This window comes from Kribbella sp. NBC_01484 (assembly GCF_036227145.1).
Classification (GTDB): Bacteria; Actinomycetota; Actinomycetes; order Propionibacteriales; family Kribbellaceae; genus Kribbella.
The window spans coordinates 5,531,825-5,547,323 of record NZ_CP109437.1 but is presented as its reverse complement, the minus strand read 5'-3'; the positions used below and the strand labels follow the sequence as shown (position 1 = coordinate 5,547,323).

15 protein-coding genes are annotated in these 15,499 nt (G+C 67.7%); 5 read left to right on the top strand and 10 right to left on the bottom strand.

What is annotated here, in order from left to right; translation table 11 throughout:
* Positions 1 to 108: 108 nt before the first annotated feature.
* From OG555_RS27335 to OG555_RS27315, 5 genes are all read right to left on the bottom strand, one after another.
* Positions 109 to 987, bottom strand: a complete 879-nt coding sequence (locus OG555_RS27335; RefSeq protein ID WP_329475412.1) for a hypothetical protein — start codon at positions 985 to 987, stop codon at positions 109 to 111.
* On the bottom strand, positions 984 to 1,478 hold the full coding sequence (locus OG555_RS27330) for a SigE family RNA polymerase sigma factor (RefSeq protein WP_329475411.1): 495 nt from the start codon (positions 1,476 to 1,478) through the stop codon (positions 984 to 986). Before OG555_RS27330 ends, OG555_RS27335 begins: the two co-directional genes overlap by 4 nt.
* A gap of 254 nt (positions 1,479 to 1,732) precedes the next feature.
* Positions 1,733 to 5,641 carry a carboxypeptidase regulatory-like domain-containing protein gene (locus OG555_RS27325; protein ID WP_329475410.1) on the bottom strand — a complete coding sequence of 1,303 codons (3,909 nt, stop codon included), beginning with the start codon at positions 5,639 to 5,641 and terminating at the stop codon, positions 1,733 to 1,735.
* Positions 5,642 to 5,831: 190 nt separating this feature from the next.
* Positions 5,832 to 6,806 (bottom strand): phage baseplate protein, encoded by a 975-nt coding sequence (locus tag OG555_RS27320; protein WP_329475409.1) that lies wholly within the window; start codon positions 6,804 to 6,806, stop codon positions 5,832 to 5,834.
* 235 nt (positions 6,807 to 7,041) lie between these two features.
* Positions 7,042 to 7,587 (bottom strand): AAA family ATPase, encoded by a 546-nt coding sequence (locus OG555_RS27315; RefSeq protein WP_329475408.1) that lies wholly within the window; start codon positions 7,585 to 7,587, stop codon positions 7,042 to 7,044.
* 151 nt (positions 7,588 to 7,738) lie between these two features.
* On the opposite strand from OG555_RS27315, the gene OG555_RS27310 reads away from it, so the two are divergent.
* Positions 7,739 to 8,314, top strand: a complete 576-nt coding sequence (locus tag OG555_RS27310; protein ID WP_329475407.1) for a GNAT family N-acetyltransferase — start codon at positions 7,739 to 7,741, stop codon at positions 8,312 to 8,314.
* A 119-nt stretch (positions 8,315 to 8,433) separates the two neighbouring features.
* Here OG555_RS27310 and OG555_RS27305 read toward each other — a convergent pair whose 3' ends face one another.
* The 4 genes from OG555_RS27305 to OG555_RS27290 all read right to left on the bottom strand — a co-directional run bounded on the left by OG555_RS27305 (position 8,434) and on the right by OG555_RS27290 (position 11,684).
* Entirely contained in the window at positions 8,434 to 8,814 is a 381-nt protein-coding gene (locus OG555_RS27305) for a RidA family protein (RefSeq protein ID WP_329475406.1), read from the bottom strand.
* Between the two features lie 280 nt (positions 8,815 to 9,094).
* Complete coding sequence (locus OG555_RS27300) at positions 9,095 to 9,370, bottom strand: YggT family protein (protein WP_329475405.1); 276 nt, start codon at positions 9,368 to 9,370, stop codon at positions 9,095 to 9,097.
* A 194-nt stretch (positions 9,371 to 9,564) separates the two neighbouring features.
* The gene (locus OG555_RS27295; RefSeq protein WP_329475404.1) at positions 9,565 to 10,818 is read right to left on the bottom strand and encodes a DUF4142 domain-containing protein; all 1,254 of its coding nucleotides are present in this window, start codon (positions 10,816 to 10,818) and stop codon (positions 9,565 to 9,567) included.
* Between the two features lie 119 nt (positions 10,819 to 10,937).
* Positions 10,938 to 11,684 carry an AraC family transcriptional regulator gene (locus OG555_RS27290; RefSeq protein ID WP_329475403.1) on the bottom strand — a complete coding sequence of 249 codons (747 nt, stop codon included), beginning with the start codon at positions 11,682 to 11,684 and terminating at the stop codon, positions 10,938 to 10,940.
* A gap of 84 nt (positions 11,685 to 11,768) precedes the next feature.
* Here OG555_RS27290 and OG555_RS27285 point away from each other — a divergent pair, with 84 nt between their 5' ends.
* From OG555_RS27285 to OG555_RS27270, 4 genes are all read left to right on the top strand, one after another.
* Positions 11,769 to 12,536: a phytanoyl-CoA dioxygenase family protein gene (locus OG555_RS27285; RefSeq protein ID WP_329475402.1), complete on the top strand. Its 768-nt coding sequence runs from the start codon at positions 11,769 to 11,771 to the stop codon at positions 12,534 to 12,536.
* A 75-nt stretch (positions 12,537 to 12,611) separates the two neighbouring features.
* On the top strand, positions 12,612 to 13,025 hold the full coding sequence (locus tag OG555_RS27280; RefSeq protein WP_329475401.1) for a cupredoxin domain-containing protein: 414 nt from the start codon (positions 12,612 to 12,614) through the stop codon (positions 13,023 to 13,025).
* A 30-nt stretch (positions 13,026 to 13,055) separates the two neighbouring features.
* Positions 13,056 to 13,712, top strand: coding sequence for an alpha/beta fold hydrolase (locus OG555_RS27275; RefSeq protein ID WP_329475400.1), 657 nt, complete (start codon positions 13,056 to 13,058; stop codon positions 13,710 to 13,712).
* Positions 13,712 to 14,725, top strand: a complete 1,014-nt coding sequence (locus tag OG555_RS27270; protein WP_329475399.1) for a phosphotransferase family protein — start codon at positions 13,712 to 13,714, stop codon at positions 14,723 to 14,725. Before OG555_RS27275 ends, OG555_RS27270 begins: the two co-directional genes overlap by 1 nt.
* Positions 14,726 to 14,812: 87 nt before the next feature.
* On the opposite strand, the gene OG555_RS27265 is transcribed toward OG555_RS27270, so the two are convergent.
* Positions 14,813 to 15,499, bottom strand: a complete 687-nt coding sequence (locus OG555_RS27265) for a hypothetical protein (RefSeq protein ID WP_329475398.1) — start codon at positions 15,497 to 15,499, stop codon at positions 14,813 to 14,815.

Sequence of the window (15,499 nt, the reverse complement as noted above, 5' to 3'; positions counted from 1 at the left end):
TGCCCGAGCTGCAGGCCTTCGCGACCGGCCAGAATTTCTCGGCCGGTCGCGTGCCCAGCGCCCTTCGCTCCGCCGGGAGCGGTTCCCCTCGCGGTGCTGCTGCCCTGATCAGGTGCTGATCTTGAACTTCGCCGACGTCACCAGCTCGGCCAGCTGGTTCTTGGTGAACACCGGTTGCGTCAGCGGCGACCGCCGCTGATCGCCGCTCTGCTTGGCCTGAGCGAGGTACACGACGGTGCCGTCGTCGTGCCGGTACGCGGCCCACTGGTCGTAGCTGCCGCGCCCATTGGTGGTCAGTAAGCCGACCTTCTTGCCGCCGACGACCACGATGGTGCAGGGACCGGTGCCACCCCAGAACTTCTGCGCCAGCTTGCAGGGGTCCATCGCCGCTTTCCCGTCGGGCGTGGTCGACTGCACCAGCAACTGGCCGACCCGGTCGTCTTTCTGCACCGGGATGGAGGCCTTGTACTCCCAATAGTCCTGCTCCCCGGCATTGGACGCGTACTGGCTCTGCGGCCATCTCATCGAGCGACCGTCCGGGTACTTCAGGTTCGGCGTGCTGAACCCCGGCGGCACCGACGAGCTCAGTTCGTTCATCAGAGTCACGGACCGAGCGGCGCGAGGACCCGCGGTCGCCGTGCGGTCCACCTGGCCGTCCGGCCACGGGTCATTTGTCTTCCGCGTCGTCGGCGTCGTCGTCGGCGTCACGGTGGAGACCGGCGGCGGTGTAGACACTGGCTGCGTCGTGCTGGTGCCGCTCGCCACCATCTGGCCCGCCGACCGGTTACCGGTGTAGTTCGCGACCAGTGCGGGACCGGCCCCGACGCCAACCACCAGCGGCACGACGGCGACCCCGGCCCACGCCACCCTGCGCCGCCTGCGCGCCCGGCGGCCCTGTTCAAGCGCGTGCGCAGGATCCATCGACGGCGGCGGACTGCTGCGCACCATGACGTCATGCAATGCCTCGTTGAGATCCTCTTCGTTCATCGAACCCTCTCCTCTTCAAGCAGACCGCGCAGCGTCGCCAGCCCGCGCGCAGCCTGGCTCTTGACAGTTCCCGCCGAGCATTCGAGCAGCGCGGCCGTCTGGTCGACGGACGCGTCCTCCCAGTACCGCAGGACCAGAACGGCGCGTTGCCTCGGCGGCACCTTCGCGAGTGCCTCCAACAACACGAGCCGTTCGTCGGCAAGGCCAGACGACGGCGCCGCCCGATCGGCCGACTGAGACCCGACCGACTCGTACCGGAACCACCCCCGGCGCCGCTCGGACAGGAACGTACGTACGAGGGTCTGCCTGGTGTAGCTGTCCATTGCCTCGTGCCGCTGGATCCGGCGCCACACCAGGTAGATCTTCGTGAACGTCTGCTGGACCAGGTCTTCCGCGCGATGCCAGTCGCCGCACAGCAGGTATGCCGTGCCGCGCATGGCGTCGGAACGTGCAGCGAAGTACGCCTCGAACGCTGCGTCCCGATCACTCATCTGTCCTCCTCATCCTCGGTACCGGGTTAGACACGCCTACGAGGGTTGAGTTGGTTGCATCCACGGACCGATCCGGCACACACGACGTCACCAGGCATCCGCACGGGTGCAACGGCACATCCACGCGCTGATGGACGAGGTCGGCGCGGCCACCCGGTTGCACTCGGCATGGAACTGGTCCGCCGACCAGCGCCGGCGGGGTCAGACCGTAGTGGATGCCGTCGTTCGGAGGCCTTTCGGCAAGGCGGTAGAGGTCACCTGCGGGTCAGCGTGACCGCCACCGGTGTCACGTCGTACGGCGTATCGGTCACGAACGCGAAGCGGGCGGCATAGGCACCGGCCGTCGAGGTGGCAGCGGGATCGAATCGCACGCGTACTGTCACCGACCCGCCGGGCGGCACCGTGAGCTGCGTACGGTCGGTCGAAAGCCATCCCACGTCGGAGCCGGTCACGCAGGCATCCTGGCCGGGCAACTGCTCGGCGTACGGCGATGCGGTGAAGGAACCGATCGAACCGCCGATCCGGCTCAGCCCACAGGCTGCACCGCCGCGGAACATGGTGTACGTCGCGTTGGGCAGCGCCGACCACGCACCGCTCTCGGGGTCGAATTCGACGGCCTGGTTGGTGATCGAACCGCTGGTGATGCCGCCGACGAGCTGCAGCTTGCCGCCACTGCCCGAGGACGCCATTCCCCAGACGGGATAGGGCAGGTCGGCGATCCGGGTCCAGGTGTCCGAGCCGGCGACGTACTGATACGCGCTGGCAACCGGGAATTCGTGCCACGGGTCGTCCGACGGCACCAGACCGCCGGCGCAGATCACACTGTCCGCCGAGCCGGTGCAGCCCTGCATCACCACGTGCTCGGGGTACTCCGCCAGCCGCGTCCAGGCGTCATGGCCGGAGTCGTAGCGATACGTGGGAGCCGTCTCGGCGCAGGCCACGGCTTCGCAGCCTGCGACGACGTACAGCTTCCCGCCGGCGACGGCGCCTGCCGCCGCACTGCTCGGCGACGGCAGATCCGCGACGCGCGACCACCGGTTCGCCGCCGGGTCGTAGACGTAGGTCGTCGAGGTCAGGTTGCCCTGCACGTCCCAGCCTCCGGCGACGTACAGCTTGCCGCCGACGAAGCCGCCGACCGCGTTCTCGCGCGGCTCGGGTAGGTCGGCGATCCGCCGCCAGGACTTGGCCGTCGCGTCGTACGCGTACCCGGCACCGGTCAGGCCGTTGTCGGTTGCTCCGGCGACCGAGTAGACGATGCCGTCGTTCGCGGCGACGACGTTGTCCATGATCGGTGTCGGATAGTCCGGGAGAGCGGACCACGCCGGGTTCTGCGAGACGTCACGCGACGGTGCGGGTTCGTGTCCTTTCCCGTGCTGCTGGGCGAACGAGAGCGGCGCAGCATCCACCTTCTCTCGTCGCAGCGGTGCACCGGGCGACGCCGTACGGCGCTGAACGCCGGCCGGCGTGAATCCGCGGTCCTGTTCGACGATGGTCACCTTGGCCGGCTCGGTGCCGTGGTTGGTGAACGTCACGGTGCGCGAATCCACCGGCCGTCCTCCAGTGCTGACCGACATCGAGTGTGGGGTGACAGTCACCTGTCCCGCCCGCAGCGACCAGTCCTGGCGGGCCGTCCGATGCTCGGCGACGGCCGCAGTGGCGGCAGCCGACGCATAGCGACGCCCCGAAGCGGTCAGCGGGACCCGGCCGGCGTGATTGCTGAACAGCCAGTAGTAGCCGTCGCCGAGCTGCGCGTCCTCAGGTGTCGCCTGGCTCACGGCCGGCGTTCCTCCGGAGATCTGTACGCCGGTCAACGCCGCGCCGGTGTTGTGGTCGCGCACGAAGCCGGCCACGAGTCCACCGGGCGTCGCCTCGCACGAGCGAGTGCCGACGTACACGTTGTCCAACTCCCAGTAGTTGTCGTTCTCACCACTGAAGCGGAACCGCACCCGGACGTCCTTCGCGTTCGCGGCTTGTGGAACCGGGACTTCGACATGCCCCTGGACAAACGCATCCGGCGCGCGCCAGACGTTCCCCCAGGTCGCCCCGCCGTCGAGGCTCAGGTCGACGTACCCGTCCTGCGTGCCGAAGCCGTAGTCGTAGTAATAGGTGTCGAAACCGATCACCGGCTTCGACTGCCCGGCCAGGTCAACGGCCGGGCTGGTCAGGCTGGTGTCGTTCCGATCGACGGGTGACGTCCAGTTGTCGACGACCGCGAACTGGCCGCTGCCCCCGGTGAGGTTGCCCTTGGCACCGGGATCGCCGAAGGTCCAGGTCTTGCCGGTCCCCGCGTCGTCGCTCACCTGCCAGTTGTCCTGCGCATCCGACCATCCCTCGAAGCCGGTGCCGGCGCCGTGGTAGGAGTACGCGTACCCCGCCGCGGTACAGGCCGAACCGTCGACGGACAGCGCGACGTCCTGCACCAGCGAGCCTCGCCCGTTGCTGACGGCAACAGTGCTGTGCGCCGGCGCGTAGCCTGGCATGTCGACCGCCTCGACGTGCAGCTTGTACGTCGTACCGACCGGGAGGTCGACGCGATAGCGGCCGGTGAACGGGTCGGTGTGGACGGCTCCGTTCGGATCGCCGTCGACGGAGATCTTCGCGTACACCGGCCAGCCCTGGCCCGACCCGTCGGTCACGGTGCCGGTGACGGTCCGGCTGGCGAGGGCTGGCAGCGTGAGGTTCTTGCTGGTGGTGGCGCCCGCGGACACGGTGACCTGGTCGACGGTCGCGTCGGCGTACCCGAACTTGGAGGCAACGATCCGATAGGTCCCTGCCGCCACCGCGAGGCTGTAGCGACCATGGCCGTCGGCAACGGTGTGAGTGGCATAGCCGCTCGCGTCGGTGAAGGTGACGGTCGCGCCGTCGAGCGCGTGCTGGCCCGATCGCACCGAGCCCGCGATTTGTCCGTGGGCGCCGAGGGTCAGGGCCGAGACACCGTTGGGCGTACCAACGCCGGTCGGACCGTCCCAGCCCGGACCAGCCGTGCACCGGATGTCGCCACAGGTGCCGTCGGCTCCTTCGGTGACGTCGTGCAGCGAGATGTTCTTGCGATACAAGTACGTCGCTGGATTGCTCCCAGGGACCGGGGTCCCGGCGAGCGCGTACATCGCCGCGACGAGCGGCGAGGAGAGGGAGGTCCCACCCCATTGCGCCCAACCGTCTTGCCCGAAGGTGTTGTAGACGGCGAGTCCGGTCTCGCTGTCGGCGTCGGCCGCGACATCGGCAGTGGCTCGCTTGCCGGCGCACCCGGTGTCGAGACCTTCCTGGAACTCGGGTCGCGACTCGTAGCGCGAGCAGCCGCTACCACCATCCACCCAGGCAGTCTCGCGCCAGCCGCGCGTCGTGGACTTGTCCCGGGTGAGCGTCGTACCGCCGACGGCGATCACGTTCGGCGAGGTAGCCGGGTAGCTCTGCACGTTGCCGAGGTCTCCGGACGACACTGTGACCGCGACGCCGGGGTGGTCGTAGTAATGGTCGTAGTACGACTCGAACGGCAGCTCGCCGTCGATGCCGTACGAGTTGGAGATGGCGACCGCGCCCAGCGACGCCGCAGTGTCGACGGCCTGGCCCAGATCCGGCGAACTGTTGCTGTCGGCCTGGACGAGCAGAATATGGCAGCCGGGGCAGGCCGACGAGACCGCGTCGAGGTCGAGGGCTGTCTCGATGGACCAGTCGGGATCCTCCCGCGGAAGGTCGGAGCCGCCGCGCTGGTCGACCTTGGTGAAGCAGCCGTTCTCCGTCGTACAGGGCGCGAGGCCGTAGTGCGCGCGGAAGACGGCGAGGTCGGACTCGGCGTTGTTGTAGCCGAAGGCATCGACAATCGCCACAGTCCGGCCTTCGCCGCCCTCGGGCAGGTCATACGCATCCTCGATCTGTGCCGGTCCCAGCGAGGTCGGCAGCGGCCCGTCCTGCTGTTGCAGCAACGCCCCACGCTGATCGGCGCGACCTACCGCGTAGCAGCGAGCAAGCGGTGTGGTCGCGTCGGATGAGGTCTCACCGACGTTGCACCCGGCCGGAACCGAGTAGCTCCCGTGCGGGGCACCCGCCGTGTCTGCTGGTGGCAGAGCCGCCGCTACCGCCGTGGTCGCTGTCGCGGTCGAGATCGCGAGCACGATGACCGCACCCGCCCGGAACGCCCGCCCTCTGTGGATCCTGCGTAGCACGCACTCGCCCCTTCAGCCACTGCCCCGACACGACAAACCGCTGGATCATGTCACCCCGATCCAGCCGGTGACAATGCAGTTCCAGGCGCCTGTTCCTGCCACCTGTCACGTTCCTGACAGGCGGGTCCCGCGCCTCCCTCGAGCTCATTGGTGCCCGGCGGCCGACGGGCGGTCGCCGGGCGGACATGGCTCAGACCAGCACATTCTTGTAGAAGATGCTGGAGCGCCGGTGGTCCTTCTTGCCGGTGGCGAAGCCGATGAAGAGGCGGACCTCGCCACCATCGGTTTTGTAGATTGCCAGGCCCTCGGGCTCGCGGTACCAGAGCTTGCCGCCGGCCTTGGTGAGGACCGGCTTTTCCTTCACGGTACCGGTGTTGATGTTGATGCTGCTGATCTTCGTGTTGCCGTCGCCGTTGGGGTGGCCGTCGCCGGGGTACGGGTTGCCCGTCAGGTAGTACATGTACGAGCCGTAGAGGGCGTAGCCCTGCGGAGTGCCGGAGATGGTCGGCTGCTTGAAGTCGACCAGCGGCGAACCGAAGCTGCGCGTCTGGAAGGCGGACAGGGGGTACACGGCGATGCGCTTGCCGCCGCTGCTCTGGTAGCGCACGATCATCCGCTGGTAGACCGGATCAACGGAGCAGGTGTACTCGGTGGCCCCCGAGATCGGCCGGTAGGCGGCCGAGGCAGCCGGCGAGCCGAGGGTGGTGTTGGCGGCGTACTGGACGGGGGTGAGCGCGGTGCCGAACCCGTTCTTGTTCTTGGCGCACTCGACCCACAGCTCGGTGCCATTGCCGCGCGGCAGCGCGGCGAAGGCGACGCCGTGGCCGAAGCCGTTGAGGTGCATGTACGAGATGTAGTTCCCGTGAAAGTCCATCTTGCTGATGCACAGGTTGCCGTCGGACTCGGCGGCTCCGACCCGTTTGGTTGCCACGAACAAGTACTTGTGCACCCAGTCGAAGGCGAAGCTCTGCTGGACCCGCGGACCGTGCGTCCGCATGGACCGGAACAGGTCGTACGACGGCTGCGTGAGATCGAACCGCTTGGTGGTGGTCACCGCGGAGGCGGTCTGCGCGCCGACGCCGAGCCCGAGCGCGGCGAGCGAGGCGCCGGCTCCCGCGCGTAGGAGAGTACGGCGGGAGAGGAGGAAGCCAGGGGCGTGGTTCATGCGGACTCCAAGGGTGTGGATGGGGAGACATGTGACGCTATCCATCGCCGGGGGCGGCAGGCGGTCGCCGTTCGCCCCCGTCTGCCTTAGGCAGAAGATCGACCGGCTCGAGCGCAGCCGCAGCTACCTACGGCGCACAAGCACGGTGATTCCTTTCAGGTAGCTCTTGCACCCAACCGACGAAACAGCCTGGACAATCTGTGAGCCACACCCGAATGTGATCTACGTCTCCCGCCTATGCCTTCAAGTAGACGTCGACCTCGGGCAGTAGTTCGGAGAGCGGTCGGTGCATGTCCAGCTGGAGGTAGTTGTCAAAGGGACGTTGAACACGGTCCAGCGAATCGCGGAACAGCGCCTCCCCGTCCACCGGCTGGTCACCGAGGTCCACCGGCGGAAGGTCCACGCCGCGACGGTGGCTTCTCAGCCGCGGCCGCCGACCGAGCCTCTCGTCGAGGAGTTTCAGATCACGAACCTGGCACTCGATGTATCTGTACCTCACATCGTGCGCCCTGGCGATTTCCATGCCCTCGTTCAGGATCCTCGGCCAAAAACACGGACTGTCCATGACCACTGGATGACCCTGGCCGAGCACCTCACGAGCCAGCGCGTATATGACCTCGTACGCCGCCTTGGCACTAGCGGCAACGTCGAAGCCCGCATCGAGAACAGCACTCCTGATGACGTCGTAGTCAACGGCAACCGCACCATGGGTGTCTGCGACGTGGGCGGCGACAGTGGACTTCCCGGAACCTGGAACTCCCGACATCTGAAGCAGGAACATCGCTTCCAAGCCTCCACTCGTCGCTGCCGCGACGCCTCGACCACGACGTCTACATGCCTTATGGCAAGCCACCCTAACAATGGAACAGCGGGATTCGGGATCCCAATGCGTAGACGGCGTGAGGGCCTCGCGGTGAGGCAATATGGCACTCATGTCTCTGCCCTCCCCCACGCTGCACTCCGATCGCCTGCTGCTCCGACCGTTCACCGACGCGGACGCAGACCACCTCTTCGCGTTGCACAGCAACGCCTACGTGCTGCGCTATTGGGACGCGCCGCCGTGGGGCGAGCGTGCGCGCGCCCAGCGCTTCATCGCGGCTTGCCGGCAGATGGCGGACGAAGGCACCGGGGCGCGGCTGGCAATGGACCGTGCTTCCGACGGTGCCTTCATCGGCTGGTGCAGTCTGACCCGGTGGAACCCGGACTACCGCAGTGCTGCGTTGGGCTACTGCCTCGACGATGCGGCATGGGGTCACGGATACGCGACGGAGGCCGCGCGCTCTTTGCTGCGGTGGGCCTTCGACGCGCTGGACCTGAATCGAGTCCAGGCCGAGGCCGATACGCGCAACGTGGCATCTGCCCGTGTCCTGGAGAAGCTCGGATTCGTGCGGGAAGGGACGTTGCGGGAAGACTGCGTCGTGAACGGCGAGGTATCGGACTCGTGGGTCTACGGGTTGCTGAGACGCGAGTGGCGGCCGCCGTCCGGACCGAGTGACGCCCCTCTGTGATGAGCGACATGGCTTTCACGGTCCATCGGCCGTGGGGTTCGCCCTCTTCCTGTTCGCCGTGTCATCCCCGACAGCCCCCGCCATGACGGCCTGACTTGGCTCCGGCTGGGAGCGGGGCGTTACCCGACGAAGGCGGTCATCCGGATCGAGACGAGCAGTCCCGGCAGGTCGACGCCGAGCTTGGCGACGTAGCGAGTCGGCGGGTCAGACGGGAACCATCGCGCATACTCCTCGTTCAGGCCGGCGAAGTCTGCTGGGTCCGTGAGCAGTACGCCCACCTCGAGAACGTCCTCCAGGCCGGCGCCGCCGGCCTCCAGGATGGCCTCACAATTCGTCAACGCCTGCCTTGTCTGAGCTTGGATCGTGGTCTCGACGAGACTGCCGGTCCTCGGATCGATGCCGACGATGCCCGACACGAGCACGTGGGGCCCAGCCTTGACTCCCTGGCTGTAGAGCGGCGAACTCGGCGCGTTCGCGGTCGTGATGATCTGCCGTCCCATGACGTCCTCCTGTGTCTCCCGCATTCCATGCGCCAGGGCAGCATCGCACGGTTCAACGTCCCGGCATCCTCGGATGCCCGTACACGCGGCTAGTCGTTCTCAGGTGCCGCGGGCTACCTCGACGAACGCGGTCGATGAGACCCGCTCGGTCCGACCGGCTACGCCTCACCGTGAAGGAACTGGGTGACGGCAGCGGCCGGCTCCAGCACCCTCCAGCCCGGAGCCTGGGTGGCACCCGAAGGGCCGTACGGCGCGATGACGGCTAACGGCGGTCCTGCTGCTACAGGCTGAAGGCGATTGAGCGCAGGATCAGTGCGGCGATGAAGACCGCTGTGAAGGCCAAGTCGATCCCCAGCCCGCCGACGCGCACCGGGGGCAGTACCCGCCGCACCCGCCCGATCACCGGCTCCGTCCAGGCATGCGTCAGCTCGCGGGCCCGGCTCGCCCACTGAGGTCCGTTCGCCAACACGCCCGACCAGTCCAGCACCATCCGGGCCAGCAACACCAAAATGAACGCCGACAGGGCGTACCCGACCAGGGCTCCGATCAGGCTCATGATCAACTCCTCCTTGGCGGCCACACTGGCCGTCTTGCCAGTATCAACGTTGCCGGCCGCCTAGGAATGTCCGCGTCGCCATCTTCTTAGCGGACTATCAGGCAAACCAGGGCCTGGGGGAACTGCGGACGTTCGGACGACGGCACGGCCCGGCGTGGCTTCAGTGTCCGAAAGCCCAGGCCACCACCGGCTGGTCAGGTTTGGTTCAGGGGGGTGGCGTAGAGGACCAGGTTTTGGGTGTAGTGGTGGGTTTTGTGGTTGTAGGGGCCGGTGCAGGTGATCAGGGCCAGGCGGGGTTTTGCGGCGCCGTGGAAGAGGTCGGCGGGTAGGGCTTCCTGGTTGTAGATGCGGCGGGCGACTATCTCGTACCGGTGGGGGCGGCCGTCGCCGGCGGTGATGGTGACCTTGGTGCCGATCGGGACGTTCCACAGGGGGGCGAAGACGCCGTTGCCTTGGCGGGCGGTGTCTACGTGGCCGACGAGGACGACGGTGCCACCGGCTGAGCCTGGGCCGGCGCCCGGAGCCCACCAGCCCACAGAGGTTGGGGACTTCGGGACCTGGAGTTGGCCGTCGGGGGCGGTTGCGACCGGGGTTACCGAGGCGTTGACGAAGCCGGGGAGGGTCAGGTGGGTTGGCGGGATCGCGGCTTCGGGTTCTGCGGCTGCGGGGGCGGCTTGGGGGACCTTGCCGGCGTCGCCGGGCGGCCCGCTGAGGAGCAGGGCGGCGCCGATGACGAACACTGAGAGGCCCAGGAGGTGCCGGCGGGCTCGGATCGGTTTGCCGGCGAGCAGGAGGATCCCGAGGCCGAGCAGGACCAGACCTGTCAGCGAGCGTATCGCCTGAGTGTCGGCCATCTGGCCACCGTCGCCGGTGGGCACCGTCGGGGACTGGGTCCCGACGTGGCAGGGACCTTTCACCATGTCCTGATGCATCTGGATCACCGGCTGGGCGCCCTTGGCCACTGACTTGACGGCGGGCTGGGTGCCGTTCGCCAGCTCGGCCGTGATCAGCGTCTGGTACTGCTGGTGCCACTCGCGCTGCAACGCCAGCCAGGCGTCGTCGTACCCAGAGGTCCCGGCCTTGGCCGCGAGGGCGTCGAGTTGCTGGCGCTGTGCCAGCGAAGGGATGGGGACCAGCCCGACCCCGAGTTGGCTTGCGGCCTCGAGCTCCTGCGCGGCCAGCTTGCGATGGTCGCGTTCCAGGATGGCGCCCGCCTGCCGCACGCACGCACTCTTGCCTTGGGTCTTGGCAGCCACGCTGGCCTGGATGATCGTCAGATTGACCTGGTGGGCAGAGTTGAGGTAGGTGACATCTTGTTGCGTCGTCGTCGCAATCGCCGCCTGCGCCGTTCCGAGCACACTCGCCACGACAAGCAGCAGGAACCCCGACACGCGGGCGATCGCCAGCCGTCGGGGAGAAGCCGAGCCTGCGTCCTGCCGCTGAGGCACCCCTACCTCCCAGCGCGCTCAGACGTCGGCGCCTGGGCCGACACCTCCAGCGTGATTCGTCGTACCCAAGACAGTAAGGCGGTGCGCAGTCCCGGTCCAGCCATCCGCGAGCCACGGCCTCATTCCACGGTGCGCAGAGCGCCTGGTGATGAGCCGGTGGCGGCCTTGATGTGGCGGCTCAGGTGGCTGACCGAGTCGTAGCCGGTGAGGTCTGCGATCGCCTGCAGAGGCAGGGTGGAGTTGCGGATGTGACCTAGGGCGTGGCGCAGGCGGACGTGCTGGAGGGCTGCGCGCGGGCTGGTACCGCGGAGTCGGGCGAACGACGCTCGGAGGCCGGACGGCGAGATGCCGAGTTCGGCGGCGACAGTGGCGATCCGGATGCGCGAGGCGAAGCGCTCCTCGAAGATCCGTTCGGCTTGTGCGATGAGTTGCTCCGCCGCGGTCACCGGCGACGTCGCCGCCGCGCGGCGCAGGAGGAGGTCGAGTTCGGCGAGCAGCAGTGTGCAGAGCCGGTCGCTGTCGTCGGAGGGCTGAGTACTTTCGCGTACGAGCGTGTCGAAGACTCGGCCGAGACTCCGGTCGCCGTCGTCGAAGCAGATGCGTGGCCACGGCGAGTCGGCGGCGGCGTCGACCTGGAGGAAGCGATTGGCGTAGCCGGTGCGGCTCAGCTCGGCGTGCCATGTCCGCGGAGGGGTGAGCAATACGGTCCCCGGCGTGGCGGCGTACGTCGCGTCGCCGACCGGGCAGGTGATCCGCCCGCGCACGTAGTAGACGAGCTCCCACGAGGTGTGCGCGTGCGACGGGTAGTCCTTGCCCGGCCCGGCGGTGTGGATGCCGGCGCCGAGCAGCTGACGCGATTCGTGCATAACCACTGTCGCCTTCTGCATTGTTTCGCGAGCAGGTCGCATCGATGCTGGCATCGATTCGTGCATCTGTGAAGGAGTGCTTGGATGGATATGACGACCGCATTGCGCGACCTCGGCGTGACCGGCGACGTACTCACGCAAGACGAGAAGGACCGTCTGGATCGCGATGGATTCCTCCCGCTGGAGGGTGTCCTCACGCCGGAGGAGGTGTCCGGATTCAACAAGCGGCTGGCGGAGCTCACCGCCGCCGAGGGCGACCGGGCAGGCCTGGAGGTGCACCAGGAGCACGGCACCGACCGGCTCGCCGACCTGATCAACAAGGATCCGAAGTTCGAGGTCTGCTTCAGCCACCCACGCGTGCTGGCCGCGATGAAGCACGTGCTCGGCGAGTTCAAGTTGTCATCCCTCAACAGCCGCGCGGCACATCCGGGTCAGGGGCACCAGGGCCTGCACGCCGACTTCGGTCACCCGGTCGAGCCCGGCGCCTACGAGGTGTGCAACTCGATCTGGCTGCTCGACGACTTCACGCCGGAGAACGGCGCGACGCGCGTAGTACCCGGGTCGCACCGGCGCGGAACCATGCCCGGCGACGAGATGGCCGACCCGGCCGACGAGCACCCGGACCAGATCCAGCTGACCGGCAAGGCTGGAACGGTCGTGGTGTTCAACAGCCACCTCTGGCACGGCGGCACCCAGAACCGCACCGACAAGCCGCGCCGGGCGATGCACTCGTATTTCGCGCTGCGTCACCTGCCACAACAGCTCGACCAGCAGGCCTACCTCCGAGTCGAGACCTACAAGCGGTTGAGTCCCGCACAGCGGTTCATCCTCGACGTCACCGGCACCGGCTGAGCACCCAGGCATTTCCAACCGGGTGCCTCCGGCGTAGCGTCGAATAGCTGCGTGTTCCCGCTGAATGAGGCACACATGAAACCCTCGGGACGACCACTTTTCGTCCTCGTCGCGGTGCTGGCGTTACTCGCCCTGGCAACCGGCTGCGGCTCGAATAACGGCGGAGCGAGCCCGTCCGCAACCGCGGCTCCGCCGGCGACCAGTGGTTCAGCCACGACCAGCGGTTCGGCCGCTCCCAGCGGCGGCTCGACGGTCGAGATCAACAACTTCATGTTCACGCCGATGAGCCTGACCGTCCCGGTCGGCGCGACGGTGACCTGGAAGTTCGACGACTCGACACAACACACCGTCACGGCCGATGACAACTCGTTCGCTTCGTCGGCGATGGGGAGCGGTCAGACCTTCACGCACACCTTCACCACCGCCGGCACGGTGCCGTACCACTGCTCCATCCACCCGTCCATGACCGCCACCATCATCGTGAAGTAGGCGGACCTGCCTCGGTGGCAGGATGCGCCTATGCGATTGTCTGTTCGGACCCATGGGCCGCTCGACGCTCAGGCGATGGTGTTGCTGCATGGGCTGACATCGGATGGATCGTCGTTCGACGGGGTCGTCGGGACGCTTGCTCAGAACTGGCGGGTGTATTTGCCCGACCAGCGGGGCCACGGTACGACAGGGCCGGCGGACGCGTATGCGTTCGAGTTACTGGCTGCCGACCTGGACGAGTTCCTCGAGGAGCGTGGACTCACTGCGCCGGTTGTGGTCGGGCACTCAATGGGCGCGGTCGCGGCGTACCTGCATGCGGCCCGGCGGCCGGACCGTACCGGCCCGCTGGTGCTCGTCGAGCCACCGCCGCCGTTCCCGCAGCGCCGGCCGGTACCCGAGCGCTCGGACGAACCGCTTGGGTACGACTGGGACGCGCGGGTCGCGCTTGTCGGACAGGTGAACTCACCCGATCCCGGCTGGCTCGGTGAGCTTGCCGAGATCCGCGTTCCCGCGCTGGTGCTCGGTGGCGGGCCGACCAGCCCTTTCCCGCAGGATCAGATGCGCGCGATGGCCGACCGGATGCCTCGCGGAACGTTCCAGGAGATCCCGGTCGGTCACAGCGTCCATCGAGAGGCACCTACGGCCTTCTTGGCGGCCGTCACCTCATTCCTCAACACCGCGATCTGATGACGTTCTCGGTAGCAGAAGTGAGCCAGGCACTGGGTGTTCCGGTGATCGGCGTCGACGTGGTCGAGACGTTCACGGCGTCGTCGGCCGACGTTGCCCGGCTACGTCTCCGGTTCGCGGACCGCCCGGACCTCAGCGTGATCGGTAAGCACGCGACAGGTGCCGGCGCGGTCGGAGCGCGCCGCGAGGTCCGGTTCTTCGAGCAGCTCGCGCCGCGCTGGGATCATCCAGCGCCTCAGCTGGTAGGCGTCAGTGACGCCGGCGAGGGTGGACGCATCCTGCTGCTGAGCGAGGACCTGAACGCGGCCGGCTATCGCCTACCAGGCGTCACCGTGTCAGAGGCGCAACTGCGCGGCACGATCGAAGCGCTGGTGGATCTGCACGCGCGATTCTGGAACGACGTCCCGTTCGATGTGCTCGACTCCGCGCATCCCGAGCCGTCGGCGACCAGTGTGGCGCAGGCCTGGCCGCCGGAGGTGATCACGCAGCATGCGGCAGCCGTGCGGGCCGAAGCTACGAGCTTCTTTGCCTCTACCAGTGAGCTCGACACTGCCGAGCGCTCACGGCTCGACGAGGTTCTCGACCCCTGGGTGCGGCAGTTCCACGCGCGTGTGGCCGACGGCCGGGCGATCACGCTGATCCACGGCGACTTCCACTTCCTCGGCAACGTCTTCTTCGCGCCGAACGACGTACGCCCGAAAGTGATCGACTGGTCGGAGGCGAAGCCGGGCCTCGGCCCGCATGATCTCGCGTACTGCCTCACCGTGGTGCCCGCCGACGACCGGCTCGCGCGGGATCGGGTCCTGCTGCGGCGCTACTGGGAAGGTCTGCGCGGTGCGGGTGTCGACGACTACAGCTGGGAGCTCTGTGAGTGGGACTTCCGGTTCTCGGTGTTCTGCAATCTCTTCCAGTCGGTCTTCCAGCGCAGCGTGAAGTGGTACCGGAAGTCCCTGGCAGCGATCGACGCACTCGACGCCCGCGCAGCGCTGGCCGAACCACCGCCGCTGCACTGACCTCCCGGGCCTGAGCCCGGGAGGTCAGTGCAGGTGTTGCTACGGCTGTTTGACCGTGTCGACGACCCGCCGGCGGTTCGACCCGGTCTACTGGACGACGCGGAAGCCGTTGCGTTGACCCAGTTTGGTCAGGCTCGTGATGCCCGGGATCCCGTCGAACGGGGGCGGGACCGTGGCCTTCTGGAAGAGCGCGTAGGCCTTGCGGAACTCGGTACCGGCGTAGCCGTCGACGAACTCCGCCGGCTTGAGGCCCTGGTGCCGCAGCGCCTTCTCCACGATCAGTACGTCGCGCTCGTGCAGCCCGTCCCCCTTCGGACGGAACTGGTCACGGCGCGCGGCGTCGATGACGTTGCTGAGGTCGACAACCGGCATCTGTGGTGGGGCCATCGGCCGAAAGACCCGGACTCCGTTGACGTCCTCGCTCCAGCCGCGGTACTGCTGTCCCCAGCTGCGGGTGATGAACGAGATCGCGACCCTGTCGATCTTGCCGTGCCGCTTGATGTCGTTGCTGAAGCAGGTCCCGTCGCCGGCGCTGATGGCGACGTGCCCGTCACCTCCGTTGGTCCACCAGACGGGGACTCCGAGTGGTGGCGTACCCGTGGTGCCGTGCCTGAAGTCGGCCCCGAAGTAGCCCTTCTCGGCCGACCCGTACAGCGGCCCGACGTTGAAGCACTTCCGGACGAAGACCAGACACTGGCGGAACCAATCCTGGCTCGGGTTCGTCACTTGGCCCTGCGCGAAGTCGATCGCGGCCTGCCCGGTGCGGATCGCCAT

Excerpts from the sequence above, each read along its gene's own strand:
- OG555_RS27310 (WP_329475407.1), top strand. The coding sequence starts at position 7,739 with ATGTCTCTGCCCTCCCCCACGCTGCACTCCGATCGCCTGCTGCTCCGA.
- OG555_RS27320 (WP_329475409.1), bottom strand. The coding sequence starts at position 6,806 with ATGAACCACGCCCCTGGCTTCCTCCTCTCCCGCCGTACTCTCCTACGC.
- OG555_RS27315 (WP_329475408.1), bottom strand. The coding sequence starts at position 7,587 with ATGTTCCTGCTTCAGATGTCGGGAGTTCCAGGTTCCGGGAAGTCCACT.
- OG555_RS27290 (WP_329475403.1), bottom strand. The coding sequence starts at position 11,684 with ATGCACGAATCGCGTCAGCTGCTCGGCGCCGGCATCCACACCGCCGGG.
- OG555_RS27275 (WP_329475400.1), top strand. The coding sequence starts at position 13,056 with ATGCGATTGTCTGTTCGGACCCATGGGCCGCTCGACGCTCAGGCGATG.
- OG555_RS27265 (WP_329475398.1), bottom strand. The coding sequence starts at position 15,499 with ATGGCGATCCGCACCGGGCAGGCCGCGATCGACTTCGCGCAGGGCCAA.
- OG555_RS27270 (WP_329475399.1), top strand. The coding sequence starts at position 13,712 with ATGACGTTCTCGGTAGCAGAAGTGAGCCAGGCACTGGGTGTTCCGGTG.
- OG555_RS27330 (WP_329475411.1), bottom strand. The coding sequence starts at position 1,478 with ATGAGTGATCGGGACGCAGCGTTCGAGGCGTACTTCGCTGCACGTTCC.
- OG555_RS27285 (WP_329475402.1), top strand. The coding sequence starts at position 11,769 with ATGGATATGACGACCGCATTGCGCGACCTCGGCGTGACCGGCGACGTA.
- OG555_RS27305 (WP_329475406.1), bottom strand. The coding sequence starts at position 8,814 with ATGGGACGGCAGATCATCACGACCGCGAACGCGCCGAGTTCGCCGCTC.
- OG555_RS27335 (WP_329475412.1), bottom strand. The coding sequence starts at position 987 with ATGAACGAAGAGGATCTCAACGAGGCATTGCATGACGTCATGGTGCGC.
- OG555_RS27300 (WP_329475405.1), bottom strand. The coding sequence starts at position 9,370 with ATGAGCCTGATCGGAGCCCTGGTCGGGTACGCCCTGTCGGCGTTCATT.
- OG555_RS27280 (WP_329475401.1), top strand. The coding sequence starts at position 12,612 with ATGAAACCCTCGGGACGACCACTTTTCGTCCTCGTCGCGGTGCTGGCG.